The sequence below is a fragment of the Roseitranquillus sediminis genome, assembly GCF_016918935.1.
In the GTDB taxonomy this organism is placed as follows: domain Bacteria; phylum Pseudomonadota; class Alphaproteobacteria; order Rhodobacterales; family Rhodobacteraceae; genus Roseitranquillus; species Roseitranquillus sediminis.
Window position 1 is genome coordinate 33,996 of record NZ_JAFFOB010000011.1, and the last position, 26,181, is coordinate 60,176.

Sequence of the window (26,181 nt, forward strand, 5' to 3'; positions counted from 1 at the left end):
GCGGACCCGACGGCATCACCGAGATTGCAGATGAGGACGTGCTTCTCGTCCAGGCTCATTTGGGCCCCCCCGCAAACGCTCTTCGGCGGCGCATGCCTCAGAACGAACCTGTACGCGGGCGATATCTCTTCGTCGGCGACATTCGCCTCGACAACGCCGCCGAACTTGCCGCTCGGCTAGACCTTTCCCCAACGGCCACCGAAGCCGAGATCGTCGTCGCAGCCTATCATCGCTGGGGTGGTGATATTTGTTGCCACGATATGCTAGGCGACTTCGCCTTTGCGATCTGGGATCGCAATGAACACCGCCTACTTATTGCCCGCGACCACATAGGTGTTCGTCCGCTTTTCTACGTCCTGCGCGACGAGAGCATCGCCTTTGCTTCCGAGCCAAGCGCGCTTGGAGTTCCGCTTGACGCGCCCCTGGAGGGCCGCCGCCTAATCAGCTACCTGGCAGGACTGGCAGAGTATGGCGAAGAGGCAGGGCCAAACGGATTACGTCGCGTGATGCCCGGACATACCCTGGTGTGGCAGGCAGGGCAATATCGCACTCATCGTTATTGGGAGCTTGCACCGGACCTTACGGACAGCACGAACCCCGCCGAACGCTTTCGGGAAATCTTTATCGCTTCGGTGCGCGCACGCATCGCAGATGCTCAATCGGTGGCAGCTATGCTCAGCGGCGGGCTGGACTCTTCTGCCATCTCAACGGTGGCTGCACCGATTTCAGAACGGCCGTTGCCGACCTACTCGATTATCTATCCTGAGGAGCCGCCGGCCGACGAAAGCCGTTTCATTAAGGCCGTACTTCGGAAGGGCGGCTTCCGGCCAGTCAAGATCGACCTTTCCAAGTGGCACCCGCTTCAGGACATCGAGGCGGCAATGGGCGAGCAGTATGGCCCTTTCTTGGCTCCAGGGCTGACGAAATCGAGCTGCCTCTACCGACGGGCGGCAGCCGATGGCATGAAGATTCTGCTCGACGGACATGGGGGCGACGAAGTTGTCTGGCACGGCGGCACGCGACTTCTGGAGCTTGCGGCGGAGGGGCGTTGGCTTCATGCACTGGCGCTGTTGCGAACAAGCACCAGAGCCTCCGGCGAAGATCCACTGAAAATTCTCGTCCTGCTGCTGAGGTTGCATGCCTCCGGATCTCGGGCTGGCCGGCTTCTGCGCCGGGTCGGGACGCAATTGCTGCAGGCGCGCGGCATGAACACCTCGAGCAGCCCGGCGTGGCGACGGTATCTGCGCCCCGAGGCTCTTCGCATTGCCGCCATAGCCGAGCGGTACGTTGAGGTAGCCGGGATCTCCAAAGAGATCTCTTCCTCAGATCGCGCCAATCATCTCAGGGCGCTTACTCAGCCATCTATTCCGGCCGCATTCGAGGTGCTCGACAGGGCCTCGGCCGCAGCCGGTATCGAGGCGCGCTATCCGTTCTACGACCGCCGGCTGGTCACCTTCTGCCTTGGCTTGCCCGCCTCCGAAAAGCTCCGCCTCAACCAAACGCGCAGCATCTTGCGACGCGGTCTGGCCGCCGACCTGCCGCCCTCCGTCCGGCGGCGCCAAGACAAGACCAACTTCCTGCCGCATTTCGCGAAAGGCCTTGTGGCACGACATCGCGAGGCGCTTGAGGAGCTTCTTGCGCAGCCGGACGACCGGATTGCGGAGTGCGTCAACATGAACACGCTGCGGGACGATGTTGCGGCACTCTTGCGCAATCCGGATGCATTGAATGGAGCTGAGATCATGATGATCTGGCGCATCCTCTGCGTGCACCTGTGGCACCGACAGGACTCCCGCTGCCAAGGGTGTGCGGCATGAACCAGCCTTCTTGCCGACCTGTTCGGGTGTCGCCCGAGGCCGAGAGCCGCACATCTGCGGCTCCGTACCGCTACTCGGCGTACGGCATGACGATCAGCTCCGATTTCCCTGTTCCGGAACTGGGTCCGGCATCGCCCGCTGCACCGGTGGATCTGACTATCTCGCGTGCTCGCTTCGAGGAGCTGCCTCCACAGAGCTTCGACTTCTCCGGGCCGATCAAGTGGCTGCACTGGGAGGCGGTCGGCCGCTTTGCCGTTCATCCCTCAGGCCTTGTCGAGTTCGAGCCGAGCCCGGGCGCGGACGAACGGCTGATTTCCTTTCCGCTTCTAGGCCCGGTGATGGCGACCGTGCTGGAACAGCGAGGGATGCTGGTCCTGCATGCGAGCGCGATCGCTCTGGAAGATCGCGCCGTCATCTTCCTGGGCAACAAGACCGCCGGCAAGTCGACCACTGCCGCAGCAATGGTCGCAGCCGGGTGCCGGCTGCTGAGCGATGATGTCGTGGCGATCAGCTTCGACGCGGAGGGGCGAGGCTGGGTGTTACCGGCCTTTGACCAGATCAAGCTGTCGGACGAGGCGACACGCGACATCGGCCTTAGCTCCGAGATGATCGACCAGAGGGATCTCTTCCCCGGGGTGATCAAGTCACAGCACCGGATCGGGCCAGGCTTTGCGGCCGAGCGCATGGAAGTGGGGCTGATCTGCATCCTCGATCGCGACTCTGAGCCGGTGCTGATGCCGGCTTCCGGCGCCGAAGCGCTGGAGCGCGTCATCCAATTCTCCTACCTCGTCCGCTTCAGGCTGGAGGACATGCCGCGCGAGGTCGTAGCGAAGCATCTACGACAGTGCAGTGCAGTTGCGACGCGCTACCCCGTCGCGCAACTGACGGTCCCGAGCAGTATATCGCGGCTGGCCGAAGCTCTGCCGGTGATCCGGGATGCGATCCAGAGCGATTGAGCCGAAGCGGCGATCCTAACATGTCGTGGCTAGCAGGAACCTCCGAGCTGGGTGACCGGCTGCGGGAGAGGGCGCAGCTCTGGCGGCAGGTCGTCCGTCTGCTGCGATATTCCTCCCGGCGCCTCTCGATCCTGGTCGGTCTCGTCACCCTGCTCGAGGCCGGGTTGGCGATCCTGGGCCTGTGGCTGATCAAGGAGTTGATCGACGCGCTCTCGGCCGAGGATGCCATGGACGCGGCGGGTCGCGTCTTCGGGCTTCTGATCGCGACCGGGCTGGCGACGCTGGCGGCGCTCGTGACGCAGGCCTGGGGCAACCTCCTGCGCGTCCGGCAGGGGATGCTGGTGGCCGACTATGTGGATCGCGAGATCCACGACCGCGCGGTTTCCGTCGATCTCGCCTTCTACGAGAGCCCTGCCTATTTCGACTCGCTCCAGAGGGCGCGGCAGGCGGGCACGCAGCGGCCGGCGCAGATGGTCGCCACCGTGCTCGGGCTCGCGAAGGCGCTCGTCTTCCTCGTCGGCGTTCTCGTCCTGCTTGCGGGCATCGAGTGGCGGCTTCTGCCGGTCCTGCTGGTGGCCGTGGTCTCGGCCCTGGCGGTACGGCTCTACTTCACGCGCCGGCTCTACGAGTGGCAGCGGCAGCGGGTGCAGCTCGAGCGGCGGGCGGGCTATCTCGACTGGCTCCTCACCTCCGACTACCACGCCAAGGAGCTGCGGCTGCACGACCTCGGCGCCGTCTTCCGCGACGCCTATTCCGACCTGCGGCGCCGGATCCGGGCCGAGCAGCTGCGGATCGAGCGCGCCCGCGCATTCGGCGAGGCGGGCGTCTCGGTCGTGGGCGCGGTGGTTTTCGTTGGCGCCATTGCCTGGCTGGTGATGCGGACGCTGGCGGGCACCTTCTCCCTGGGCGACATCGTGCTCTTCGTGCTGCTCTTCCGTCGGGCCGAGCAGAGCGGGCGCGAGGCGGTGAACGGCCTGTCGCGGCTTTACGAGGACCAGCTCTACCTGTCGCAGCTCTTCTCGTTCCTGGCAGTCGAGCCGCAGCTGACCGCGCCGGCGCGACCGGCGGCCCTGCCGGAGCCGGTCCGGGAGGGCCTGCGGATGGAAGGCGTGAGCTTTGGCTATCCGGGCACGGACCGCCAGACGCTGGAGGGGATCGACCTGCACCTGCCACCGGGCAAGCTGGTGGCGCTCGTCGGCGAGAACGGCTCGGGCAAGACGACGCTGATCAAGCTGATGACGCGGCTCTACGACCCGGACGCAGGGCGGATCACGCTCGACGGGCGGGACGTCCGCGACTTCGATCCGGTCGACTACCGGCAGCTCTTCTCGGTGATCTTCCAGGACTTCGCGAAGTACGCGGCGACGGTGAGCGACAACGTCTGGTATGGCGACGCAGGCCGGCCGCCGGACGCCGCACGCATCCGCGATGCAGGTCGGCGCGCCGGCGCCGACCCGTTCATCGCGTCACTGCCGAAGGGCTACGAGACGCCGCTCAGCCGGATCTTCGACGACGGGCAGGAGCTCTCGATCGGCCAGTGGCAGCGGGTGGCGCTGGCGCGCGCCTTCCTGCCCGAGACAGCGTTCATCGTGATGGACGAGCCGACGAGCGCGGTGGACCCGGCGGCGGAGATGGAGCTGTTCGACACGCTGCGCGAGCGGATCGGCGGGCGCGGCGCGCTGATCATCAGCCACCGCCTGTCGACGATCCGCCACGTCGACTACACCTACGTTTTGAACCGCGGCCGCATCGCCGAGCACGGCACGCATGATGCGCTGCTCGCCGCCGACGGCCGCTACGCCGACCTCTTCGGCCGCCAGGCGGCGTACTTCCAATGAGCGGCTTCGGACAATTGGGCCATCCAGACCCGGAAGGAAGCCACACACTGCGTCTGGCGGAGTTCCTGGACCTTCCGCCGCATCCGGCGGCCCAGCGGATCTACACCCTCAGAAACAAACCGTTCTACTATCTTTCAGGCGCGGACTTTCTCCGCGCGAGGGATCCCGGGCGAGGTTACCACATGTGGTTCGTGGGCTCTCCCGACATGTCCTTCGACAGGATGCGCGTCGACAGGCCCAAGCTGAAGAAGCTCGTCGAGGAAGCAGCCGCGAGATCAGAGGCCTGCTCGGTCGTCATCGGGAAGACCCATTTCGAGATCAACGACGAATTCGTTCAGGATCTGCCGGAGAACGTGGCCACCCTCGTATCGTGCAACGTCAACACGAGGGACCCGCGGGTTCTGTACTTCCCCCTCGGTTGCGACTTCCGCTCCAGGGCTTCTGCCGAACGGACCAAGAAGCTCAAGGACCGGGACATCCTGTGCTATGCGAACTTCTCGGTGGACACTCACCCGTCGCGCGTGAGCCTCGCGCAGGACCTCACGAAACGCGAATACATCACGTGCGAGCACATGGGGGGCTTCATGCAGTACCCCATCAGCCGAGACGAGTTCTTCGCGCGCCTTTCCCGCTCAAAGTTCGCGATCTGCCCGCGCGGACTTGGGATCGAGACCTACAGGATGTGGGACTGCCTCTATCTCGGCGTCATTCCTGTCGTCAAACGAGAGGCCGTGTTCTTCGATGACCTCGAGGATCTCCCGATACTTTTCGTCGACGACTGGTCTCAGTTCCTGGACCTGCCGGTATCGACGATCAACAGCATGTATGAAGAGTTCCTGGAAAGGCGTTTCAACTTCGGGAAGCTCGACATCACATACTGGATCAAGCGGATGCACCTCAGGCATATTGATCGCTTCGCCGATCATGCGCATCGACTGGACATGGCATCGGTGAAGGAGGTCATCTTCACGGACCCGCTCTGGAAGCGGGCCCTGAGGAAGGTCGCCTCGCACGCGAAAGGGTACCTGCCAAGGTAGGAAATACCCTTTGCTTCGCTGCAGCCTGCGCCTGCCAGCGAGCGTTCAGCTCTCGTAGTAATCGCGGTAGAGGCCCTTGTAGTAGCGGTAGCCATCGTAGGCGTAGGAGGCCGCACGCTGCTCATTGACCAGGGTCATCACGACGCCGGTTATGCGGGCGCCGACTGAGGTCAGCTCGCGCAGGCCTTCCTTCACCGCCGCCCGCGGCGTGCCGTCCCAGCGGACGGCGAAGACCACCGCATCCGCGAGCGCCGAGACAATGCGCGCGTCGGTCACCACCAGCGTCGGCGGCGTGTCGAGTATGACGATGTCGTAGCGCCGCCTGAGCTCCTCGATCAGCGCCCGGAAACGAGCCGAGGCGAGGACGTCAGCCGCGTTGATCTTGGCGGCCCGCTCCGCCGGACGGGTCATCAGCACGTGCAGCCCGGTATCCGGCTCGACATAGATCGCGTCCTCGATGGCGGCGCTTTCGTTGATCACCGACAGCAGGCCAGGCTTCTCGTTCTCGCCCTTTGACACCTCCAGCACCTTCAGGAGCGCCGGCATGCGGAGGTCGCAATCGACGATGATCGCCGACTTCCCCATCTGCCGCGAGGTCAGCGCCACCAGCATCGAGGTGGTCGATTTCCCCTCGCGCGGCGCGGAGGAGGAGAACATCACAACTTTCGGCGGATTGTCGACGTTGGAGAAGAGGATCGAGGTCCGTAGGTTGCGGATCGACTCCGCCAAGGCCGAGGTGGGCTTCTTGCGCAGGAGATTGACGACCTCCGCGCGCTTCATCCGGCTGCCGGCCCGCGGGATCGTCGCCAGGACGGGCTGGCCCGTCATCTGCTCCACCATCTGCGGGCTGCGGAATGTGCTGTTGAGCTTGTCGAGGAGGAACACGATGCCGATCCCGAGCGCCGCGCCGACGACGAGCGAAGTCATGAGCGTGCGATTCTTGGCGCTGTTGATCGGATAGAGCGGCGGCTCGGCGGGCGTGAGAATCCGGGCGTCGGCGGTCTGGAGATCCCTCTGGGCGTTGGTCTCCTGCAGGCGGGAGAGCAGGTTCTCGTAGAGGATGCGGCTCGCTTGGGCTTCGCGCTCGAGGTTGCGGATCTCGACGCTGTTGGTCGAGAGCCGCAGCACCTGCTCCTCGACCCTGCGAACGTCGCGCGCGAGCTGCGCCTCGCGCTCCTGCGCGGTCTCGAGGTCGAGGCGCACGCTCTCGAGGATCAGTCTTGCCTCATCGGCCATTTCGCGGCGAACGGAGGCCATTTCCGTCGCGTTCTGCTCCCGGCTCGGATGCGTGGGAGGGAACGCCCGCGCCAGCTGATCGTCCTCGGTCTTGAGCGTCGACTCGCGCCTGCGCAGGTTCGCGATGATGGGCGAGTCACGCAGCTCCGAGATCGTTCCCATCTCCGCCCCGCCTTGGAGCGCATCGCGAAGCCGGGCATAGCGGGCCTGGATCTGCGTGACCTCGCCGCGCGTGGCCGCGAGCGCGCCAGTCAGCGTCGCCAGTTGCTGGTTGAGGGCATCGAGGCTCGAACCCGCCTCTTCCGCCACGCGGGCCTGAGCCGCGAGCACGGAGGCCTCGGCGGCTTCCACGCGCTGCTGCAGCTCGGCCACCCGCTCGGTCAGCCAAGACGTGCCGGAGCGGAAGGTCTCGAGCTTCCCCTCCAGCTGATCGACGATGTACTGGTCGGCAATGGCGTTGACGATCTGCGCCGACAGGCGCGGATTGCCCGAGACATACCCGATCTCGATCACGTCGGAATCATTGACGGGCCGCAGCCGCAGCCCGTTCAGAACATTCTCGATGATGACCCGCTCCATCCGCTCGGCCACGACCTCCGGATCGGGCGGTGGCCCGGGTGGCGTGATTAGCCCCCAGGCCAGCATGATGTCCTCCACCTCGGGGGGCAGGGTGACCCGGTTGCGCCAGGTCTCCCGCGGCGGCCGCAGGCTGGGATTGAAAACGGGGTTCTGGTCGAGGCGCAGATCCTCGATCACCCGCTTGATCAGCGAGGCCGAACGCAGCACCTCGATCTGGTTCTGCAGGCCATTCCGTCCCAGCGCGGTGTTCACCACTGCCTCGCCAGCCTCGACATTGGCGCGCGGGATGTCGAACATCACCTTGGCGGAGGCCTGATAGATGGGCGGCTGCTGCGTAGCCGTCAGAACGCCCATGACGCCGACGAACAGGATGGAGACAGCAATGATCCACTTGCCGCGCCAGACCGTCGCCAGGATCTGGCGGATGTCCAGCTCGCTCTCCTGCGGCTCATCCTCGCGCCGCTGACTGCCCGCAGGGTTGTGCCCATAGGGATCGCGCTGGCCGGGATGCGAGGGGACCGGGCGGACATGTTCCATGGCGTTCGCTATATCATTGGGCCCAAAAGAGAGACAGGGTTATGGTTCTCGGTCTGGCCGAACTCTAAACATAAGATGTCTTATGACATCTCTACCTACTGCGGCCGGATCCGGCTGATCTAACTGGCTGAATATGGCTATTCTAAGTCGCCGGGTCAGACGGACGAGCGTCCGATGCAGCGGCAATCGCTCGGATCAGCCAGCAAGCCGCATCAGGTGCGCGCACGGCAGCTCGGTCCGCACCGCCTGCCCCATCATTTCCATCAAGAGCCCGACTCGATCCCGCTGTGACAGATGCTCGATACGCGCGACGAAACCGGCCATCGGGCCGACAGTGATTCGCACGTGATCGCCCGGCGCAAGATTCGGCGTCGGCTGAAGCACGCCGTCCGAATCGGTGCGCGCGAACAGATCGGCCATGATCTGGCCCGGAACGGGCTGCGGCGTGTTTGCCGCCCGCATGACGAGGGCGCTGACGCCATAAGTAGACTGAACAGGTCGCCACGGACGATCGGAGTCGATCCGGACAAAGAGATATCCCGGAAACAGCGGACCGAGTTCGTTAACCAATTTCTGTCCGCAGCGCTTTGTTGCCAGGCGCTGCGGCATAAAACAGCTGTAGCCCTGCCGGTCCAGGTTGGCCCCGGCGCGGCGATGCTGGTTTGGGCGCGTTACAGCGAGGTACCAATTATCGATCGTTTTCACCCGTACTCGTCTACTTAATAAGCAACCCTGCAACCGAGGCAGCAGGCCGAAAATGCACCGCGCGGCGAAGCGACTACTTCGCCCCCAGCGCGAACGCCATCACGGCGAGTGTCCGCCACGCGATGTACACGTCCAGACGCCCGCACGAGGTCTCCACGTACAGCTGATCGTATTGAGCCTTCGTTGCCGTCGCCTCTTCCCCCTCGGCATATCCCGCTTCGATCTGTGCGAGGCCGGTGATGCCCGGCTTCACCAGGTAGCGGTAGGAGTAGTGAGGGATCTGGATCAGGTACTGCTCGGCATGGGAGCGGGTGTCGGGGCGCGGCCCGATGACGCTCATCTCCCCACGTAACACGTTGATGAAGTTTGGCAGTTCGTCGATCCGCGAGAGCCTGAGGATCCGGCCGAGCGGCGTGATGCGCTGCGTTTCGACGCCGTCGGCGGCCGACCGGCTCCCCTCGGGCGCGACCGTCATGGTGCGAAACTTTATTACGTGAAACGGCTCGCGATACCGGCCCAGCCGATCCTGCACATAAAAGAGCGGGCCTGGATTGAACCACGGGTTGAGCAGCAGCAGAGCGAGCGCCACGCCGGCGATCAGCGGCAGTGCGATCAGGCTGAGGACGATGTCAAACGTGGTCTTGTAGATCCGGAAGACCAGCGACCAATGACTGGGTCTCTTTTCACTTATTGCGTAGTGGTACCGGCCACGTCCCTGAAAGAAGGCTGGGACAGTTATATCTACTTGCGGCTGCACAAGCGCCTCAATGAATTGCAGATGAATCAACTTTTGTTTAATCTTCTTCTAACGGTCGTTAGCGATCCGTCAAGCATAGACTTTCGGTCACGCTGGCGAGCCGCACGATTCATCACGCACACCCAAGAAAGATGGACACTGCGCAGGCTCTACCGGAGAGTGGGCGTCGGTGGAGTAACCAATCGGAGTACCCATTCTTGGCAGAATGTGTCCGTAAAATTCAACCTGGGGTAGATATCCTCGCCGTCGGAGTGTCGCCGCGATGATCAAGCGAATCGCACCCATCTTCGCCCTGCTCCTCGGCCTCATGGGCATGTTATCCACAGCCAATGCGGTACGGCATGCGCCGGCTTTCGCTGAAGGATTGCGAATCGAGGGGCTTGCCGGCAGCACGCGAACCGAGAATCGCGCCGCGATGTACACCCGGTCGGATTACCTGATGCAGACCGGCGCCGGGTTCGTGAATGCGGATGCCTACTCCTTCGCGACGATCGAGGCGCCGGACGAGATCGCGTCGCCCGAGGTCGTGGCCGAACGCGCTCGCCGTGGGGCCGAGCTTCTGACCGAGGCGGTGTCGCGCGACCCGTCCAATGCCCACACCTGGTTCGTCTATGCCCAAGCACTGGCGGCGACGGGCAGACCGGAGGCGGCATTCGCCGCACTTGGTCGCAGCCGGGCGCTCAGCCCGACGATGCCGCGTCTGGCCTATCTGCGCAGCTGGGTGCTGTGGGGGCTCCTGCAGGGAGCGGAGTTCCTCCCGATGGAGGCGTCGAGGCTTTCAGGCTATCGCGAGATCTATGCCGCCGAGCGGGACCTGGCGCGCACCGCCACGCCGGAGGAGCACCTGCCGCCACCGCTGGCCGCCGCGGCGACGATCCCCTCTCGCGCGCCGGTCCCCGCCACGGCAGAGGCGGATCCCTTCGGCGCGATCCCGGCCACGCCCGCCCTGCCCGCGGATGCAGATCCCGAGGCCACTGCCAGTGACCTGCATCTCCTCGCACTCGACCTCGCCGTGGCCGATCCCGGTGCCGCCGCGATCGCCTTCGCACGCGCCGCCGTCCGCGGCCATGAGCGGTCGGCCTACTATCTGGGCCAGCTCTACGAGACCGCCGACGGCGTCCCCTACAACCTGCACCTTGCCCGCGCCTGGTACGCGGCCGCGTCCATGCCCGAGGAAGAGCAGCGGCTGGAGGAGGTCGCCGAACCTGCGACCGCGGCCGCGCCCACGCCGCCCCGGCTCCTGAGCGCCGCCCGCACCGGCGACGGAGCGGTCGAGCTCGTCTGGACCTCCGACGCCTCGGGCGGAGCGAGCTTCCTCGTCGAGGTCTTCGCCGAAGACGGCTCGCCCGTCGCCAGCGAGGAGCTCTCGCTCTCTGCGCTCCGTCTCGACATCCCCTCCGACCCCCTCGCCTGGCGGGTCACCGCCCTCCAGGGCGACGTCCGGGCGCCCTCGGACCTGCAGACAATTCCCGCCGCCGCCCTTCAGTGAGCCGCGGGGCATCCGGCGCCGCAGGCGGCTGCATGATCGGCATGCGACCGGCGGAACCGGCTCCCACGGACAGCGGAATCTTCAGGCGGGATCGAACCTGCGCAGCTGGCGCTGCGTGTCGCGCACCAGCGTGATCCCCCTCGCCGCGCGAGACCTCGGGATCAGTTGTTGCCCCCGGCGTTCTCGGCGTTGTTGTTGAACTCCGAGTTTCCGGGCGCGTCCTGATTGCCGTTCCCGAAACCGTTGTTCTGGAAGCGCCGAGGATTGCTCGGGCTGGCGACTTGGCCGATCACGTGCTCGATGAAGGCCACCGCCTCGTCCTTGGGCAGGTTCACCAGGTGGATCTTGCAGGCGTTGAGGTAGGAGAGGCGCAAGGTCAGACCGTAGATCTCCTCGGCGAGGGCGGACTGCTCCTCCGGGCTCATCGCGTTCAGCGAGGCGCGCAACGTCTCGATCTCATCCTCGACCTGCGAAATGCGCGCCTCGAGGACTGACATCGGATGGTGAGGATTGCCCCTGGCATGGGCCGGTGCGCTGGCGAGCGTGAGGCCCATCGCCGCGAGCCCCAGAATGACAGAACGAAAAGCCCTCATTGGAACAATCTCCCGAAGCGACGGTCTCTATGGTCTCGTTAATCAATGACCATGCATTACCACCGCCATGCCACAGGGGCAATTCTGGTCGCGCCATCCCCTCGCGATTCCCTCGTGCTTGCCTGATAAACGTGCGAGGCGGTCGCAAGGCGCGACGAGCGTATTGAGAAAAACAACTTTAGGGAAAACGGGCCATGGCTGAGACCGGAGCGCGCTTCGATGGGCCCTATGCGCGTGCGCAGGCGATCCTCGGATGGATGACGTTGGCTCTCGTCCTGGTCTCGGTCATTCCGTATGGCGCAAATCTCGCCATCGTCTGGACAGCACTGGCGACGGCGGCCACGGGCCTCTTCATGCTGCAGCTGGTGCTGCACGTCCTGCGGCCCTCGGCGGTCGCGCTGAACCGGGCGGTGCTGCCCGGGCTCCTGTGGTTGGGGGTGCTGGCCTGGGGCTGGGTGCAGGTGGAGCTGCCGGTGCCGCAGGCCCTCGCCCACCCGGCCTGGGCGGCGGCGCCCGAAGGCGCGACGCCGCGGATCGGCGCCGATCCCGACAGCGGCCGTCACATCCTGATGCGCCTGGCGAGCTACGCCATGATCGCCTGGATCCTGGTGGCGAGCGCGCTGGAGAGCAGCCGCGCCTGGGCTTATGTGCGCGCCGTCGCGATCTTCTCCTCGGCTCTCGCCGTCTACGGCCTCTGGGCGGGACTGACGGGACAGAACCCGATCCTCGGTCTCGACGGCGGCCGGACGGCGGTCAGCGCCACCTTCGTCAACCGCAACTCCTACGCGACCTACGCCGCCTTCGGGATGCTGGCGAACCTTGCCGCCTATATCCACTTGGCCGGATGGAGCCGGAGCCGTGGCGGGCGGATGGCGCTGCGCGACTTTCTGGAGAGCTTCTTCGACGGCGCCTGGATCCATGTCCTCGGCACGCTCCTCTGCGCAGCGGCCGTCGTGCTCAGCGCCTCGCGGGCGGGGGGCGTCTCGGCCGTCCTCGGCCTCATCGCGCTGCTCGCCGTCCTCGGCGGCGGCCGGCGGGCCGGCAACCTGACGCTCTGGCTGGTGCTGGCGGCGATCGGCGGGTTCGTCGTCTTCGTGCTCGGCTCCGACCTCCTCGACCGGCTGATCGCGCCGGGCGGGGAGCAGCTGCGCTTTGTCGTCTATCCCGCGATCGTGGAGCAGATCCTCCAGCGGCCATGGCTGGGACAGGGGATCGGCGCCTTCCAGGATGCCTTCCGCCCGCACCTGCCGGAGGCCGCCGCGAGGTTCGAGTGGGACATGGCCCACAACAGCTATCTGGAGAACCTCTTCGAGCTCGGCATTCCCGCCGGCGCGGTCTTCTACCTCGTGTTCGTCTGGATCGCCGCGCGGCTGCTGGTCGGACTCCGGGTCCGCGGGTCGGACCGGGCGCTACCGGCGCTGGCGCTCGCGGTCCTGGTGACGGGGGGCGTCCATGCCGTGTTCGACTTTTCGCTGCAGATGCCCGCCTCCGCGGCGCTCTTCGCCGCGATCCTCGGCATCGGTTGGGCGCAGGCCTTTCCCCGGGCCGGGCGCGCGGCCCAGGTGCCGGAGGGCTGAGCCGAGCCTCGACGCCGCCAGGGCGATCGCCAGCCCCGCCGCCACGCCCGCGCCGTTGGCCGCCAGATCCTGCCAGCTCGCCGAGCGTCCAGGAACCGCCACCTGCCCCAGCTCCGTCCCCACCGCGAGCATCGCGGTCGCGACCGACGCCCGCCACCCCCAGAGCGCGACCAGCCCCGCCGTCAGGGCCGCGAAGACGATCACATGAGCCACCACCGGCCGCCCGCCTGGCCCCAGCCCCAGGGCGACATGCAGGTCGACCACGCCCAAGGGTTCGCGCCACTGGCTGACGTCGGGGTGCAGCGTCAGAAGCCCCACGCCCGCGATCGCGGCGAGTCCCAGGAGCGTACGGATCACCGGCCTGCGCGGCCGCGCCACCCTGGCCTCAGGCCCGCACCGCAGCAGCGTTCTCGAGGTACCAGCGGTAGGTCTCCTCAAGCCCCTCGCGCAGGTTGATCTTCGCGCGCCAGCCGAGCCGGTCCAGACGCGAGACGTCCATCAGCTTGCGCGGCGTGCCGTCGGGCCGCGAGGGGTCGGTCGCGATCTCGCCCCGGAAGCCCGTCACCTCGGCGACCATCCGCGCCAGTTCCAGGATCGACACGTCCTCGCCCGTCCCGACATTGATGTGGCTCAGCATCGGCTCCGTCTTCGCCCTGTAAGCGGCCTGCGGCAAATCCATCACGAAGAGCGCGGCCTCGGCCATGTCGTCGACATGCAGGAACTCGCGCCGCGGCGTGCCGGTGCCCCAGATCGTCACCCGCGCCGCGCCGGCCTCGGCGGCCTCGTGGAAGCGCCGGATCAGCGCCGGCAGGACGTGGCTGTTCTCGGGGTGGAAGTTGTCCCTCGGCCCGTAGAGGTTCGTGGGCATCACCGAGCGGTAGTCGGTGCCATGGGACGCGCCGTACTGGCGGTTGTAGCTCTCGCAGAGCTTGATGCCGGCGATCTTGGCGATCGCGTAGGGCTCGTTGGTGGGCTCCAGCGGACCGGTCAGCAGCGCGACCTCGGCCATCGGCTGGGGCACGGCGCGCGGATAGATGCAGGACGAGCCCAGGAACAGCAGCCGCCGCACCCCCGCCGCGTGGGCCTGATGGATGACGTTGGCCTCGATCATCAGGTTCTCGTAGAGAAACTCGGCCGGATAGGTGTTGTTGGCGTGGATGCCGCCAACCTTGGCGGCGGCGAGGATCACCGCGTCGGGCCGCTCCGCCTCCATGAAGGCCGCCACGGCCCGCTGGTCGGTCAGGTCAAGCTCTGCCCGAGCGCGGGTGATCGTCTCGAGATCGGCGCCGGCCCCGCGCCGCGCCTGCAGCCGCCGTAGGATGGCGCTACCCACCAAGCCCCGGTGCCCGGCGACGAAGATGCGGTCGGTCATCAGTATCTCCCTGAAAACATCGCGCGGACATGGCCTGACGCTCGGCCGCGCAGCGCCCTGAAAAATCTGCGCCCCATCATGCGCAATTTCCGGCCTTCGTCACCGCCTTCCGAAGCCGAGGTCGGGGGTGGCGTCGCTCATGGCAGGCTCGCGAAAGCGAACGGGCAGCGCCCTTCGCTACCTCAGATCTCGAAGCTGATCGGCACGGCGTGGCCGTGCGACTTCAGGAAGGCGTGGCGCTGTGCCACGCGCAGATCTTCGGTGACCATCTCGGCACACATCTCACGAACCCCGATCTCGGGCTCCCAGCCGAGGCGCTCGCGGGCGCGCGTCGGGTCGCCGAGAAGCGTCTCGACCTCTGCGGGGCGGAAATAGCGCGGGTCGATCCGCATCACGACCTGCCCCTCGCGCACCGCCGGCGCCCGGTCGGACGTCACCCGCGTCACGCGCGCCGTCTCCGCCGCCGCCTCGCCCTCGAACTCCAGCTCGATCCCCAGCTCCTCCGCCGTCCAGCGGATGAAGTCGCGCACCGAATGCTGGTGCCCCGTGGCGATGACGAAGTCCTCCGCCGCGTCCTGCTGCAGCATCATCCACTGCATGCGCACGTAGTCCTTTGCGTGCCCCCAGTCGCGCAGCGCGTCGATGTTGCCCATGTAGAGGCAATCCTCGAGGCCCTGCGCGATGTTGGCCATGCCGCGGGTGATCTTGCGCGTCACGAACGTCTCGCCCCGGCGCGGGCTCTCGTGGTTGAAGAGGATGCCGTTGCAGGCATAGAGCCCGTAGGCCTCGCGGTAGTTCACCGTGATCCAGTAGGCGTAGAGCTTGGCGACCGCGTAGGGGCTGCGCGGGTGGAACGGCGTCGTCTCCCGCTGCGGCACCTCCTGCACGAGGCCGTAGAGCTCGGACGTCGAGGCCTGGTAGAACCGCGTTTTCTTCTCGAGGCCGAGGAACCGGATCGCCTCCAGCAGTCGCAGCGTGCCGATCCCGTCGACGTCGGCGGTGTATTCCGGCGCCTCGAAGCTGACGGCGACGTGGCTCTGCGCCCCGAGATTGTAGACCTCGTCGGGGCGCACCTCGGCCAGGATCCGCGTCAGGTTCGAGGTGTCGGTCAGATCGCCGTAATGGAGGATCAGCCGCGGGTCGTCGTGCGGGTCCTCGTAGATGTGGTCGATCCTCTGGGTGTTGAACAGCGAGGCTCGGCGCTTCAGCCCGTGCACCTCATATCCCTTCTCCAGCAGCAGCTCGGCAAGGTAGGAGCCGTCCTGCCCCGTCACTCCGGTGATCAACGCGCGTTTCATGAAAATCGCTAACCTGAGAATATTCCACCAACAGCTCAGGCTTACGCACAGGAATCCCTCGCAGGTCAAGCCATCCGGAGATGATCGCCGCGCCCTCGGTTAACATGGTACAGCGGCCACCTTAGGCCGAATTCGTCGGACGGTTGCCGCGCCTAGATCAGACCCGGACAGTCATGCGAGAAGGGCCCGATGTTCTCCTGGCTGCGCAAACTCTTTGCTGCGGGGCGGTCCTCCAGGTCCGTGACCCCGACGCCCGATCCCGGCCATCGCCTCTACGTCGTGGGCGACGTGCATGGACGCCACGACCTGCTCGGCGCGTTGCTGCCGCGCCTGGCAGACGATGCCTCGAGGCAGAGCGACGGTCGCGAGCCCTGGCTGGTGCTTCTGGGTGATCTTGTCGACCGAGGCGACCACACGCGCGAGACGCTGGAGATCGCCATGGCAGCGCAGGCGGAGTGGCCCCGCATGGTCGTCCTGCGCGGCAATCACGAGGCAGCGCTCCTGGACTTCCTGGAGCGCCCCGGAGACGGCGCCGCCTGGCTCGGCTTCGGCGGCCGTCAGACCCTCGCAAGCTATGGTGTGCCGGTGCCTGCCAGCCAACCCGAGGCAAACGAACTCCGCGCCGCCTCGGCCGCTCTCTCCGCGGCGATGGGAGCGCATGTGGCGTTCCTCGAACGGACGGTGTCCCTCTGGCGCTCCGGCGACGTCATCTGCGCCCATGCCGGCATCGACCCGGGCCTGCCGCTCGACGCCCAACCCGAGAAGGCAACGCTCTGGGGCCGCTCCCCCTTCCTGGAGAGCGGCCCCCCTTCCGGCCTGCGCGTAGTTCACGGCCACTGGGACGACCCCGAGCCAGTCGTCACCCCTGCCCGGCTCTGCCTCGACACCGGCGCCTACTACACCGGCCGCCTCACCGCCGCCCGCCTCGACGCCGGCACGGCGCTCATTGCGGTGGACCCGCTGGAACTGCGTGATTTGCTCTAAGGCTGCTGTGATGGTGTGGACGGCCTCGCCACCTGATCACCTTGCTGGGTAGCGTGGTCGTCCTTTAGGGCGTCACAGTAGGAGCGAGAGATGAAGGACGTCGCAGTCGTAGGGCTCGATCTGGCGAAGAACGTGTTCCAGGTTCACGGTGTCTACGCAGACGGCAGGTACGCGCCGCGCGCCGTCTGAGAGACCGGCTAAGCCTCCACCACGGGGTGACGCCGAGGACGCGAGAGTGGTGAGACGTGATGACGATCCGGCCGCAGCCGGGGATTGGCAAAACCCAGGGGGGTCAAAGGGCCTCGAGCCCGTTGCTGTGATCAGGGAGCCGATCCGCGGACTTCATCAAGGCCAGCGGCAATGCCGCGACGAAAGGCCGAACACATGACTGCACTCGACCGAGCGCCGCACGTTGAAGCCCCTGCGCCCGAGAGGCCGTCCACACATGACGCCCTAAAGGACGACCACGCTACCCAGCAAGGTGATCAGGTGGCGAGGCCGTCCACACCATCACAGCATGGCGGCGCGACTTCAACACCATCAGGCCGCACTCCGCCCATGACGGACTGACCCCGGCCGCGGCGCGCAATCGCGCCGCGGCCGACCGGCTCCGATCGCCGGCAGTCTCCGCCGATCGGCCGCTACCGAAAACGCAACGAACAGGCTATGCAACCCAAGGACTCTCAGAATGATCGAGGGACCGGAGGGGAGCAGACCACTGCCGATCCCGTGCCGCCGGCATACCTCCGCCGTCGTCGCGCCGACCGCCTGCTCGCGCAGCACGCCCATGATCGCTCCTCATCCAGCCAAAGGTGAAAGATCTACTGTCGCGTAAACGATAAACGACGGCGCCTTGTAGCGGTGCTTGATGTAGAGGTGCAGCGTGGAGCCGTCGAGATGGCACTTGGTGGACTGGATGTAGCCGTCGTGATCTGCGGCTCGCTCTGCGCTGTTGTAACTGCCATCCGCCGCGTCGTAGTACTGTCCGGTCGCCTCGTAGAGAATGATCGGCGGGCCTGAGATAAAACCGTCAGAACCGAGCGGCGCAATGCAGACATACCGCTTGTTCGGGTCGCGAAAGCTGGACCAACGGGCACTGTTGGCTCTATTCATGTGCGAAAGCACATAGCGCTGACCACGGAAGGTGAAGATGTCTAGCGGTGCCTCCAATCGCAAACCTGGCGGGCAGAATTGTTGCTGGTTCCATCGCCGGTAGTACGGCTTTGGGTCGGGTGGGGCGATAAACCAGTCCATGTTCCAGTTTCGGCCGTCCGTTGAGGTGGAACGGGCATATGTATGGTCTGACCGGTCTGCTCCAAGGTGCCATGCCTCCCAATCGTCGGGTCCGTTTCGGACGACGACGGCATAGCCGCGATGGTTGAAAACTTGGTTCGGATGGTAGTTGCGAACGGGAAGCACGGTCTTTTCATAGACCCAGCTCCCACGCAGGAGCGAGTTGCTCGTGATGAGGCGCGTCTCCTGCGGTGAGTTGTAGCCGGTGCTGCCATCGTTTTCTGCGACGGAGCGGCCCATATCGTGATAATAGAGCCAGAACGGACGGCCATTCACGTCGTCTGGATTGTAGACTAGGCACGGTGTCTCGGATGAAACGTGATAGCCGGAGATGTCAGCATTCTTCGCACCTGGCTCACCCGAGGCGCCTGCCGCCCAGATACGCTCCCACGAAGCAGGCGGGACCGAAGGGTCTTCGCTGAACCCAACCACTATACCGCCGCCCGAATGGTCGGACGACATGAACCACACGTAGTCGCCATGGCTGTCTGCCAGCGCGCTGTTCATGCCTCGCAGGTGGTACGGCTTGCACCAGTAGAGATCGTCGGCAACCGACGCCGTGTTTTTGAGCCAGCCGGTATGCGTCAGGAGCGTCGTGCCGTCCCAGGTCGTGCCGCCCCCGGTCTGCACTGTGGCCGGAAGCTCTTGCAGTTCGGGCCATGAGCCTAGGCGATCCGTGACTTCTGAGGTCGCGCGTCCAGCCATTCCGTTTGCGAACCATGTTAGGTCCGCCTCAGACGGGATGTCGCGTGTGATACACAATTTTCCAAGATCGACCGCTGCTCCTCCCGAACTGATTTTACTGAGGTAAGGGGCGATCTCCATCTGGTTTTCGGGCATGGCAACCGATTGCGTTACCCAAGTCGCGCCATCCGAAGACCGCTTGATGAAGGCATTCTTCCCGTCCCAGCCATACGCGACATACAACAGACTGTTGTTGGTCGGCACTCCGTTCATGTCCAGATTAACGCTAGAGCCACTGCCGTTGAGTAGGCTCAAACGGAGAACGCCGACATGACTATTCCATTTGAAAAGAGGACCACCGCTCCACGCGCTAGGGGCTCCGGCAGAAAGCAGCGTGTTGTTTGTGGTGAAACTGTTTCGCCAGCGGAAGAAGCCATGCACGCACCAAGGCCGTTCGCCAGCAAGCATGATGCCATCCGCCGAACTACCGATGATCGCGTCGCCGCCTGCTTTGTCCTGCGTTCGGGCGAGCACGAGGCCATTGGCCTCAATAACTTGCGTCACGTCCGGGTCATTCCGCTTAAGATACGTGGAAGGATAAACCGCGTTCTGGAAGTCGCCAGTCGCTTCGTCCATCGGGTAGTAGCCGATGGTTTGCGATGTCACGGCGGGTTCTTCCTCAACTGGCGGCGATGCCGTCTGATCCGTGGTCGCATCGATAGTGAAGGTACCGCCGCTGGCGAGCACAGTGAATGCGCCTTGGAACCAGCCAGCATCCGGCAGCATATCGCCCACTTGAGCTCCGGTCACGCCTGCTCCGGTGATGATCCGCTCGCCAGCCTTGCTCAGGTCGATCTTCGCCGTCCATGTCCCGGTACGCGCTGGGCCGGTGATCGTCAGATCGCCCTTGTAGGTCTCCGTGACGTTGACCCGTAGCTCGGCAAGTTGGCCCCAAAGTGTCATACTCTCGGTTCCTGTGAGTTTCGCGTGGCTGAAAAGCGGCTGATTGGTGGATCCGTTGAGCACGGCCAGAGCGCCCGTGTTGCCCGAGGCAGTCACGTCCCAGCATGGGTGGGGATAGATGCGATCAGCGCCCGCAGGCAGTTCGGCTAGATCGGTTGTGACGGAGGCCGTGCCGCCCAATTCGGAAAACGCCATGATGGTCGCAATGTCGAGCACCTGACCGCTGCTGTTGGAGAGGGCGATCCGCGTACCGGGAACCGCCCACTCGCGACCGAATACGGCGACGCCTTCAAACCCGGCGTCGCTCTTGGAGAACACACCCGCATCGAAGGTCACGTCAGCCAGCAGAACGGCGCGGCTGTTCCAGGTCAGCGTGGCCGCCGAGCTGTTCTCGATCACCACGCTGTCGCTGCGTCCGTAGGCGGCAGGACTGATCTTGACCGTGCCGGAAACCGTCGTATTCCTGATCTCCGTATTTCGAACCGTTCCATTGATGTTGTTACAGGTGTGATCCTCGATCACCATGCGGTCGATGCCGGCGGACTGGACGATGTGGGTGGTGGCAGAGCCGCGCCGGATCGTCAGCGTCTCCACGAGCTTGTCGTGCTCGGGCGCATTCATATCGCAGTCGGTGAAGGTGAGGGTCTTGGCAGCCGAGGGCCAGAGGCTGTTCGGCGTGGCCGTCATTCCGGTGAAGTCAACGTTCTCAAACTTGAGCGAGCGGCCTGCCATCGCTACCTGACCAGAGGCCAGCGTCGGCCATGTCAGATCGCGGAGCGTGACCTGTGTGTCCCACGATGGGTCGAGAACGTAGAGCGTCGCCGGTCCGCCCTGATCCGCCTCGAAGTTGCGATAGTTCCCGAGTCCTGTACCGGTCGCGACCACTGTTGCCGTGGCCCCGGATGTCTGCCCGGTCAAGGTCTCTCCGGCTGCCACCGACTTGCCCACGAGGCTGTCGAGAGTGAAGCGGACACCATCTGTCGCGCCGTTGAAGTTCGATGGGTAAGAATGGACCTCCAGACCCGTTGCGCCACCCGATGCCGTGACCAGCTCGCCCGCCTGGAATGTGCCCGACAGGCCCGAGATGTTCGTCGCCTGCTGAAGCGTCGCGCCGTTCCAGTAGACCGGATAAGTGTCCGGGTAGGCGTTCCTAGTGGCCGCCGTGAGCGTGATGGTTCCCGCCCCGGCATCAACCGAAGCGACCTGCGCGTACTCGAATACCTGTGGGTTCGTCGGGTAGCCGTAGCCCATCGTGTCCCATGCCGAGAGCAGAACCCAATCGCCCTCGCTCACGAGCGCCATGAGCGTGGCGAGGTCGCGGTTGGGGTTGCCGGTCGGGTCGCCCAAGGAAACGGGAAGCCGCGCCGGGTCGACGTTCTTGACCATCAGGACGGTATCGCCTTCCGATACCGCCTCAAGTCTTAGCGATTTCTGCGCGGTTTGCTGCTGCCCACCGCCGCCCACCCGGCGGTTGTCGGCAAAGGTGGCGGGACCGATGACCGTTAGGTTGTCGATGCCCTGCATCCAGTTCGTGCCCTGGACGTAGGCGCCCTCGGGAACGGTCAGCGTGATCGGCAGGGTCTGGGCCTGAGCCCAGGTCTGGAAGTTCTTGAAGGCGGTCGCGTTGTTCGTTATGCCGTCGCCTACAGCGCCGTAGTCGGTGACGATGTTGGCGAAGAGGGCATTCTTTTCGCCCGGCTCGACGATTATGTCTCCCGGATCGACCGTGATGTCTTCCAGTTCAGCCGCACCGGAAATGCGGATGGTGAACGAGATCGTTATCCCGCTGGAAATTCCTGACATCAAAACGTCCCTTCGGTTCGGCAGATAGCGATTGCGGCTGCTTCCCATTCCAGGTCCGTGGCTTGATGAGGAACGTGGGCTGCAGCGTGAGCGATTTGTTGGCCGCTGTCGACAGCGGGAGCGGAGTGGTCGAGGCAGGCACGGTGCCCCTGCAGGCCTCCCGGGGTGCCCGCACCGGCTCTTCCGTGGACCCGCTTGAAGTCCGGATGAACTTCTCAGTGATGTCTTCACGTTAGCTAACCGCGCCGCTCTATCCGGCGCAGAATATGCAACAGCACCGGCTTAAGCGCGCCCACCGGACAGAGGACGCACAAGCCCTCCGCTTGGCGGTCTGGAACGTCGCAGGCCGTTGACAGCGCGACGCCGCGTGGGGTCTTTGCGGACGGGCCGGGACGTATTTTCAGTTCAAGGAGTTTTTCATCCGATGACCCGCCTTTACGACAGCCGCAAGCGCATCCTGGTGACCGGCGGCGCCGGCTTCCTCGGCTCCCACCTCATCGACCGGCTCCTCGAGCAGGGGCACGAGGTGCTCTGCGCCGACAATCTGTTCACCGGCACGAAACGCAACATCGACCATCTGCACAATCACCCGCGCTTCGAGTTCCTGCGCCACGACGTCACCTTCCCGCTCTACGTGGAGGTTGACGAGATCTACAACCTCGCCTGCCCCGCCTCGCCGATCCACTACCAGCACGACCCGGTGCAGACGACGAAGACCTCGGTGCATGGTGCCATCAACATGCTGGGCCTCGCCAAGCGCCTGCGCTGCAAGGTGTTCCAGGCCTCGACCAGCGAGGTCTATGGCGACCCCCACGTCCACCCCCAGCCAGAGACCTACTGGGGTAACGTCAACCCGGTCGGGCTCCGGTCCTGCTACGACGAGGGCAAGCGCTGCGCCGAGACGCTCTTCTTCGACTACCACCGCCAGCACGGGCTGCAGATCAAGGTCGCCCGGATCTTCAACACCTACGGGCCGCGCATGCACCATGCCGACGGCCGCGTCGTGTCGAACTTCGTCGTCCAGGCGCTCCGCGGCGCGCCGATCACCATCTATGGCGAGGGCCGGCAGACGCGCTCCTTCTGCTACGTCGACGACCTGGTGGAGGGCTTCATCCGGCTGATGGAGAGCGATGACAACGTCACCGGTCCGGTGAACCTCGGCAACCCCGGCGAGTTCACCATCCGCGAGCTGGCCGAGCAGGTGATCGCGCAGACCGGCTCCCGCTCGGAGCTGGTCTTCGGCGAGCTGCCGCAGGACGACCCCAAGCAGCGCCGCCCCGACATCGGGCAGGCCAAGGCCAAGCTCGGCTGGGAACCCCAGGTGCCGCTCGAGGAGGGCCTCGCCCGCACCATCACCTATTTCCGCGACCTCCTGCCCGAGCTCGAGGTGGCGTGATGGCTGCGGCCGGGGCCGGTAGAGCACACACCCGCATTCCTTCGATCGAGGTTCTGCGAGGGCTGGCAGCTCTCTCTGTGACCTGGTTTCATCTTACAAACGGGTACGAGGGTAACTGGGTACGCGACAGCGGAAGATACGGATGGTTGGGAGTCGAAGCTTTTTTCGTCATCTCAGGCGTAGTCATCCCGCTATCCATCCGAGCAGGATTTCCGTCCTTCTCAATACGAGACTTTCCGGTCTACATGGCCCGCCGTCTCATCCGCCTTGAACCGCCGTACCTGATCAGCGTGCTCCTGGTGATCGCTTTATGGGAACTGTCTTCCCGAGCTCCCGGATTTGCCGGTGAACCGCCAAGCTGGACCGTTCCTCAAGTGCTCTCCCATATCGCCTACGCAACGCCCTTGACACCGTGGGACTGGCTGCAACCGGTATACTGGACGTTGGCCTACGAGTTCGTCTTCTACATCGTCGTCGGTTTGGTGTTCTGGGTATTCGGCTACCGACGCTTCGACCTTTGGGCGAGCGCTGTAGGCTTCCTGCTTTCGACGGTTTGGATTGGTTGGATACCGCCGTTAGCGCTTCTCTTCGTGGTGGGAATTGCTGTCTTCCGGCGCATTGCGATGGAAGAACGGTTTCTTCTCACCTGTCTTGCTTTCGCGGGGTGCGCGTTCGTCATGTACCTGCGAGGTTACGGTCTTCACGCTGGCGTCGGCGTGGGTGTTGCGCTCGTCATCCTGGCTACACGGGACTGGGCTTTGACCCATGCGGCTTGGCAGCCGCTTCTGTGGCTCGGAACCTGTTCCTACTCATTGTATCTCGTCCACCTACCTATCGGAGGACGCGTGGTGAATTTGTTTGGGAGGTACATTCCAGATACCGCAACGGCGATGTTCTTTCTGTCGTTTGCGGGCCTCACAGTCTCACTCTTGGCTGCGATTGCATTCTGGTGGCTGTTCGAGCGGTGGGCAATCCTCCTATCCCGTCGGGCCGCGCCAGGCGCGATGAAACGAGCGGCCATCTCTGGGATAGCATCAACTCGAAGCCGGTTAGGGCTGAGAGGGGACTGATGCGCTTCAATCAGTGCTGATCTCCGTCGTCACTGCCGTGCTCGACCGGTCGGGCACCGTCGCGGGGGCACTCGAGAGCGTGGCGTTGCAGGACCACCCCGACGTCGAGCACGTCGTGCAGGACGGGGGCTCGACCGACGGCACGCTGGAGATCGTCAGGGCGCATGCGGAGGCGGGGCGGCATCCACGCGTTGCGCTCGTCAGCGAGCGGGATGCGGGCATCTACGACGCCATCAACCGCGGCATCGCGCGCAGCACCGGCGAGGTGGTGGGGCTGCTGCATTCCGACGATCTCTTCGCGGACCCGCGCGTCCTGCGCCGGGTCGCCGCCGCCTTCGCCGACCCGGAGGTCGATGCGGTCTACGGCGACCTCGACTACGTGACGGCCGGTGATACCGCGCGGATCGTCCGCCGCTGGCGGGCCGGCCCCTTCACGCCCCGCGCCCTGGCGCGCGGCTGGATGCCGCCGCACCCGACGCTGTTCCTGCGCCGCCGGGTGTTCGAAGCGCACGGCCTCTACGACACCACCTACCGTATCGCCGGGGACTATGACGGCATCCTGCGCTGGTTCTCGCGGCCGGGGTTCCGCGCCGTCTACGTCCCCGAGGTGCTGGTGAAGATGCGGGTCGGCGGCGCCTCGAACCGCTCGCTGGGCCAGATCTGGCTGAAGAGCCGCGAGGATTACCGCGCCCTGCGCCGCCACCGGATCGGCGGCCTCGGCGCCCTCGCGGTCAAGAACGTCAGCAAGCTCCGCCAGTTTCGCTGATTTTTTATTCGGCCCCTGGCTAGGGACCGTAGGTACGAAGGAAGCATGGGCGGGCGCCGCGGCGCCCGGGATTCGACGATATTTCTCGCTTTCACAACTCCGCTTCGCTTCGTCGGGGCGGGCAAAAGCGCTGGTTCGCCACCGGCTGTGCTGTGACCCCCGTTTTTTCCTCCATCTGAGGTTAGAGTCCGGCCGAACGAGAGGACCGGACGATGAAGCGATCGAAGTTCACTGAGGGCAGATCATCCGGCCGCCCCTGGATGCTGTCCCGAGGAGTGGTGTAGCTGGCGCTGATCGTCACCGTGTTGCTCGGTGCGGGCCTGCCTGATCAGCCAGTCATGGTCGGCAAGCTGATGATGAGATCATCCTTCATCGGTGCCATGGTTTCCAGCTTCATATATCTGGCTCGCTGGACGGCCCACTCGTCATTGCACTCGAGCAGCAGCGCGCCGACCAGCCGCACGATGGCGTCGTCGTTGGGGAAGATGCCGACGACGTCGGTGCGGCGCTTGATCTCGCCGTTCAGGCGCTCGATCAGGTTCGTTGAGTGCAACTGGGTCCGGTGCTCCTTCGGGAACGACATGTAGGCGGGGACGTCGTGCTCGGCTTCGTCCATGATCGTGGCGAGCTTCGGCACCTTCGGCCTGATCTGGTCGGCGACGGCGCGCCACTGGGTGCTGGCCGCCTCGGCGGTGTCCTGGGCGAAGGCGGTGGCGATGAAGGCCGAGACCACCCGCCGTCCACTCTTGCCGGCATGGGCGAGAACATTCCTTTGAAAATGCACGCGGCAGCGTTGCCAGGTCGCGCTCAGGACCTTGCTGACCGCCGCCTTGATGCCTTCGTGCGCGTCGGAGATCACCAGCTTCACGCCGCGCAGCCCGCGCCGGGTCAGCCTGCGCAGGAACTCGGTCCAGATCGGCTCGGCTTCGGAGGTGCCGACCTTGAGGCCGAGGACTTCCCGCCGGTCATCGGTGTTCACGCCGACGGCGATGATGACGGCGACCGAGACGATCCGCCCACCTCGCCGCACCGTGAGATACGTCGCGTCGATCCAGAGGTATGGCCAATCGCCCTCGATCGGGCGCTCGAGGAACGCCTTCACCTTGCCGTCGATCTCCTCGCACAGGCGACTGACCTGGCTCTTCGAGATGCCGGACATTCCCATCGCCTTCACCAGGTCGTCCACCGATCGCGTGGAGATGCCCTGCACGTAGGCCTCCTGAATCACCGCGGTCAGAGCCTTCTCCGCCATCCGGCGCGGCTCGAGGAAGCCGGGGAAGTAGCTGCCCTTCCTCAGCTTCGGGATGCGCAGTTCCACGGTCCCGGCGCGGGTGTCCCAGTCTCGATCACGATATTGAACTGGCCCCCGTTTCGACCGGACCCCCAGGCATAGCCATGGAGGCTTAGGCATATGCCTGAGCACGTGCTCAT

The 26,181-nt window shown here is 65.1% G+C and carries 18 protein-coding genes and 2 pseudogenes; 11 read left to right on the forward strand and 9 right to left on the reverse strand.

From position 1 onward, the window contains the following. Positions 1-92 precede the first annotated feature (92 nt). The 4 genes from JM664_RS05815 (at position 93) to JM664_RS05830 (ending at position 5,648) form a co-directional block, all read left to right on the forward strand. Complete coding sequence (locus JM664_RS05815) at positions 93-1,817, forward strand: asparagine synthase-related protein (protein WP_227418983.1); 1,725 nt, start codon at positions 93-95, stop codon at positions 1,815-1,817. Positions 1,818-1,903: 86 nt separating this feature from the next. Continuing rightward, on the forward strand, positions 1,904-2,773 hold the full coding sequence (locus tag JM664_RS05820; protein WP_227418984.1) for a hypothetical protein: 870 nt from the start codon (positions 1,904-1,906) through the stop codon (positions 2,771-2,773). A 20-nt stretch (positions 2,774-2,793) separates the two neighbouring features. Further along, the gene (locus tag JM664_RS05825) at positions 2,794-4,611 is read left to right on the forward strand and encodes an ABC transporter ATP-binding protein (protein WP_227418985.1); all 1,818 of its coding nucleotides are present in this window, start codon (positions 2,794-2,796) and stop codon (positions 4,609-4,611) included. After that, positions 4,608-5,648, forward strand: coding sequence for a glycosyltransferase family 47 protein (locus tag JM664_RS05830; protein ID WP_227418986.1), 1,041 nt, complete (start codon positions 4,608-4,610; stop codon positions 5,646-5,648). The genes JM664_RS05825 and JM664_RS05830 overlap by 4 nt, the downstream gene beginning before the upstream one ends. 45 nt (positions 5,649-5,693) lie before the next feature. Here the strand turns inward: JM664_RS05830 and JM664_RS05835 are convergent, their stop codons facing one another. From JM664_RS05835 to JM664_RS05845, 3 genes are all read right to left on the reverse strand, one after another. Beyond that, positions 5,694-8,000 (reverse strand): GumC family protein, encoded by a 2,307-nt coding sequence (locus JM664_RS05835; RefSeq protein ID WP_227418987.1) that lies wholly within the window; start codon positions 7,998-8,000, stop codon positions 5,694-5,696. Between the two features lie 195 nt (positions 8,001-8,195). Continuing rightward, the gene (gene nusG / locus JM664_RS05840; protein WP_227418988.1) at positions 8,196-8,705 is read right to left on the reverse strand and encodes a transcription termination/antitermination protein NusG; all 510 of its coding nucleotides are present in this window, start codon (positions 8,703-8,705) and stop codon (positions 8,196-8,198) included. A 73-nt stretch (positions 8,706-8,778) separates the two neighbouring features. After that, on the reverse strand, positions 8,779-9,492 hold the full coding sequence (locus JM664_RS05845) for a sugar transferase (RefSeq protein ID WP_227418989.1): 714 nt from the start codon (positions 9,490-9,492) through the stop codon (positions 8,779-8,781). Positions 9,493-9,724: 232 nt separating this feature from the next. On the opposite strand from JM664_RS05845, the gene JM664_RS05850 reads away from it, so the two are divergent. Further along, a complete protein-coding gene (locus JM664_RS05850; protein WP_227418990.1) occupies positions 9,725-10,951 on the forward strand; it encodes a tetratricopeptide repeat protein in 1,227 nt (408 codons plus the stop codon). A gap of 161 nt (positions 10,952-11,112) precedes the next feature. Here JM664_RS05850 and JM664_RS05855 read toward each other — a convergent pair whose 3' ends face one another. Beyond that, positions 11,113-11,544 (reverse strand): hypothetical protein, encoded by a 432-nt coding sequence (locus JM664_RS05855; RefSeq protein WP_227418991.1) that lies wholly within the window; start codon positions 11,542-11,544, stop codon positions 11,113-11,115. Positions 11,545-11,738: 194 nt separating this feature from the next. Here JM664_RS05855 and JM664_RS05860 point away from each other — a divergent pair, with 194 nt between their 5' ends. Then, positions 11,739-13,121 carry an O-antigen ligase family protein gene (locus JM664_RS05860; RefSeq protein ID WP_227418992.1) on the forward strand — a complete coding sequence of 461 codons (1,383 nt, stop codon included), beginning with the start codon at positions 11,739-11,741 and terminating at the stop codon, positions 13,119-13,121. Between the two features lie 30 nt (positions 13,122-13,151). Here JM664_RS05860 and JM664_RS18975 read toward each other — a convergent pair. The 3 genes and pseudogenes from JM664_RS18975 to gmd all read right to left on the reverse strand — a co-directional run. Further along, positions 13,152-13,499, reverse strand: a pseudogene (locus JM664_RS18975) (VanZ family protein); the annotation flags it as partial. Between the two features lie 7 nt (positions 13,500-13,506). Beyond that, entirely contained in the window at positions 13,507-14,493 is a 987-nt protein-coding gene (fcl, locus tag JM664_RS05870; RefSeq protein ID WP_319637516.1) for a GDP-L-fucose synthase, read from the reverse strand. Positions 14,494-14,675: 182 nt separating this feature from the next. Beyond that, on the reverse strand, positions 14,676-15,791 hold the full coding sequence (gene gmd, locus JM664_RS05875) for a GDP-mannose 4,6-dehydratase (RefSeq protein WP_227418993.1): 1,116 nt from the start codon (positions 15,789-15,791) through the stop codon (positions 14,676-14,678). A 240-nt stretch (positions 15,792-16,031) separates the two neighbouring features. Between gmd and JM664_RS05880 the strand changes: the two genes are divergently transcribed. Both JM664_RS05880 and JM664_RS18980 read left to right on the forward strand, forming a co-directional pair. Then, on the forward strand, positions 16,032-16,775 hold the full coding sequence (locus tag JM664_RS05880) for a metallophosphoesterase (protein WP_227418994.1): 744 nt from the start codon (positions 16,032-16,034) through the stop codon (positions 16,773-16,775). A 506-nt stretch (positions 16,776-17,281) separates the two neighbouring features. Next, a pseudogene (locus JM664_RS18980) lies at positions 17,282-17,467 on the forward strand (integrase core domain-containing protein); the annotation flags it as partial. Positions 17,468-17,573: 106 nt separating this feature from the next. On the opposite strand, the gene JM664_RS05890 reads toward JM664_RS18980, so the two are convergent. Beyond that, positions 17,574-21,566 carry a hypothetical protein gene (locus tag JM664_RS05890; protein WP_227418995.1) on the reverse strand — a complete coding sequence of 1,331 codons (3,993 nt, stop codon included), beginning with the start codon at positions 21,564-21,566 and terminating at the stop codon, positions 17,574-17,576. Between the two features lie 376 nt (positions 21,567-21,942). On the opposite strand from JM664_RS05890, the gene JM664_RS05895 reads away from it, so the two are divergent. From JM664_RS05895 to JM664_RS05905, 3 genes are read left to right on the forward strand one after another with little or no spacing between them, the layout of a single operon-like run. Continuing rightward, on the forward strand, positions 21,943-22,914 hold the full coding sequence (locus JM664_RS05895) for a UDP-glucuronic acid decarboxylase family protein (protein WP_227418996.1): 972 nt from the start codon (positions 21,943-21,945) through the stop codon (positions 22,912-22,914). Next, the gene (locus tag JM664_RS05900) at positions 22,914-23,984 is read left to right on the forward strand and encodes an acyltransferase family protein (protein WP_227418997.1); all 1,071 of its coding nucleotides are present in this window, start codon (positions 22,914-22,916) and stop codon (positions 23,982-23,984) included. Before JM664_RS05895 ends, JM664_RS05900 begins: the two co-directional genes overlap by 1 nt. A 13-nt stretch (positions 23,985-23,997) precedes the next feature. Further along, positions 23,998-24,750, forward strand: a complete 753-nt coding sequence (locus JM664_RS05905; RefSeq protein ID WP_227418998.1) for a glycosyltransferase family 2 protein — start codon at positions 23,998-24,000, stop codon at positions 24,748-24,750. A gap of 328 nt (positions 24,751-25,078) precedes the next feature. On the opposite strand, the gene JM664_RS05910 is transcribed toward JM664_RS05905, so the two are convergent. Then, on the reverse strand, positions 25,079-26,181 hold a 1,103-nt coding region (locus tag JM664_RS05910; protein WP_406675771.1), incomplete at its 5' end, for an IS256 family transposase.

Bases quoted from the DNA above. Each gene is read 5' to 3' on its own strand.
- gmd (WP_227418993.1), bottom strand. From the start codon at position 15,791: ATGAAACGCGCGTTGATCACCGGAGTGACGGGGCAGGACGGCTCCTAC.
- JM664_RS05830 (WP_227418986.1), top strand. From the start codon at position 4,608: ATGAGCGGCTTCGGACAATTGGGCCATCCAGACCCGGAAGGAAGCCAC.
- JM664_RS05850 (WP_227418990.1), top strand. From the start codon at position 9,725: ATGATCAAGCGAATCGCACCCATCTTCGCCCTGCTCCTCGGCCTCATG.
- JM664_RS05900 (WP_227418997.1), top strand. From the start codon at position 22,914: ATGGCTGCGGCCGGGGCCGGTAGAGCACACACCCGCATTCCTTCGATC.
- JM664_RS05820 (WP_227418984.1), top strand. From the start codon at position 1,904: ATGACGATCAGCTCCGATTTCCCTGTTCCGGAACTGGGTCCGGCATCG.
- JM664_RS05890 (WP_227418995.1), bottom strand. From the start codon at position 21,566: ATGGGAAGCAGCCGCAATCGCTATCTGCCGAACCGAAGGGACGTTTTG.
- JM664_RS05825 (WP_227418985.1), top strand. From the start codon at position 2,794: ATGTCGTGGCTAGCAGGAACCTCCGAGCTGGGTGACCGGCTGCGGGAG.
- JM664_RS05895 (WP_227418996.1), top strand. From the start codon at position 21,943: ATGACCCGCCTTTACGACAGCCGCAAGCGCATCCTGGTGACCGGCGGC.
- JM664_RS05860 (WP_227418992.1), top strand. From the start codon at position 11,739: ATGGCTGAGACCGGAGCGCGCTTCGATGGGCCCTATGCGCGTGCGCAG.
- fcl (WP_319637516.1), bottom strand. From the start codon at position 14,493: ATGACCGACCGCATCTTCGTCGCCGGGCACCGGGGCTTGGTGGGTAGC.
- JM664_RS05855 (WP_227418991.1), bottom strand. From the start codon at position 11,544: ATGAGGGCTTTTCGTTCTGTCATTCTGGGGCTCGCGGCGATGGGCCTC.
- JM664_RS05815 (WP_227418983.1), top strand. From the start codon at position 93: ATGCCTCAGAACGAACCTGTACGCGGGCGATATCTCTTCGTCGGCGAC.
- JM664_RS05835 (WP_227418987.1), bottom strand. From the start codon at position 8,000: ATGGAACATGTCCGCCCGGTCCCCTCGCATCCCGGCCAGCGCGATCCC.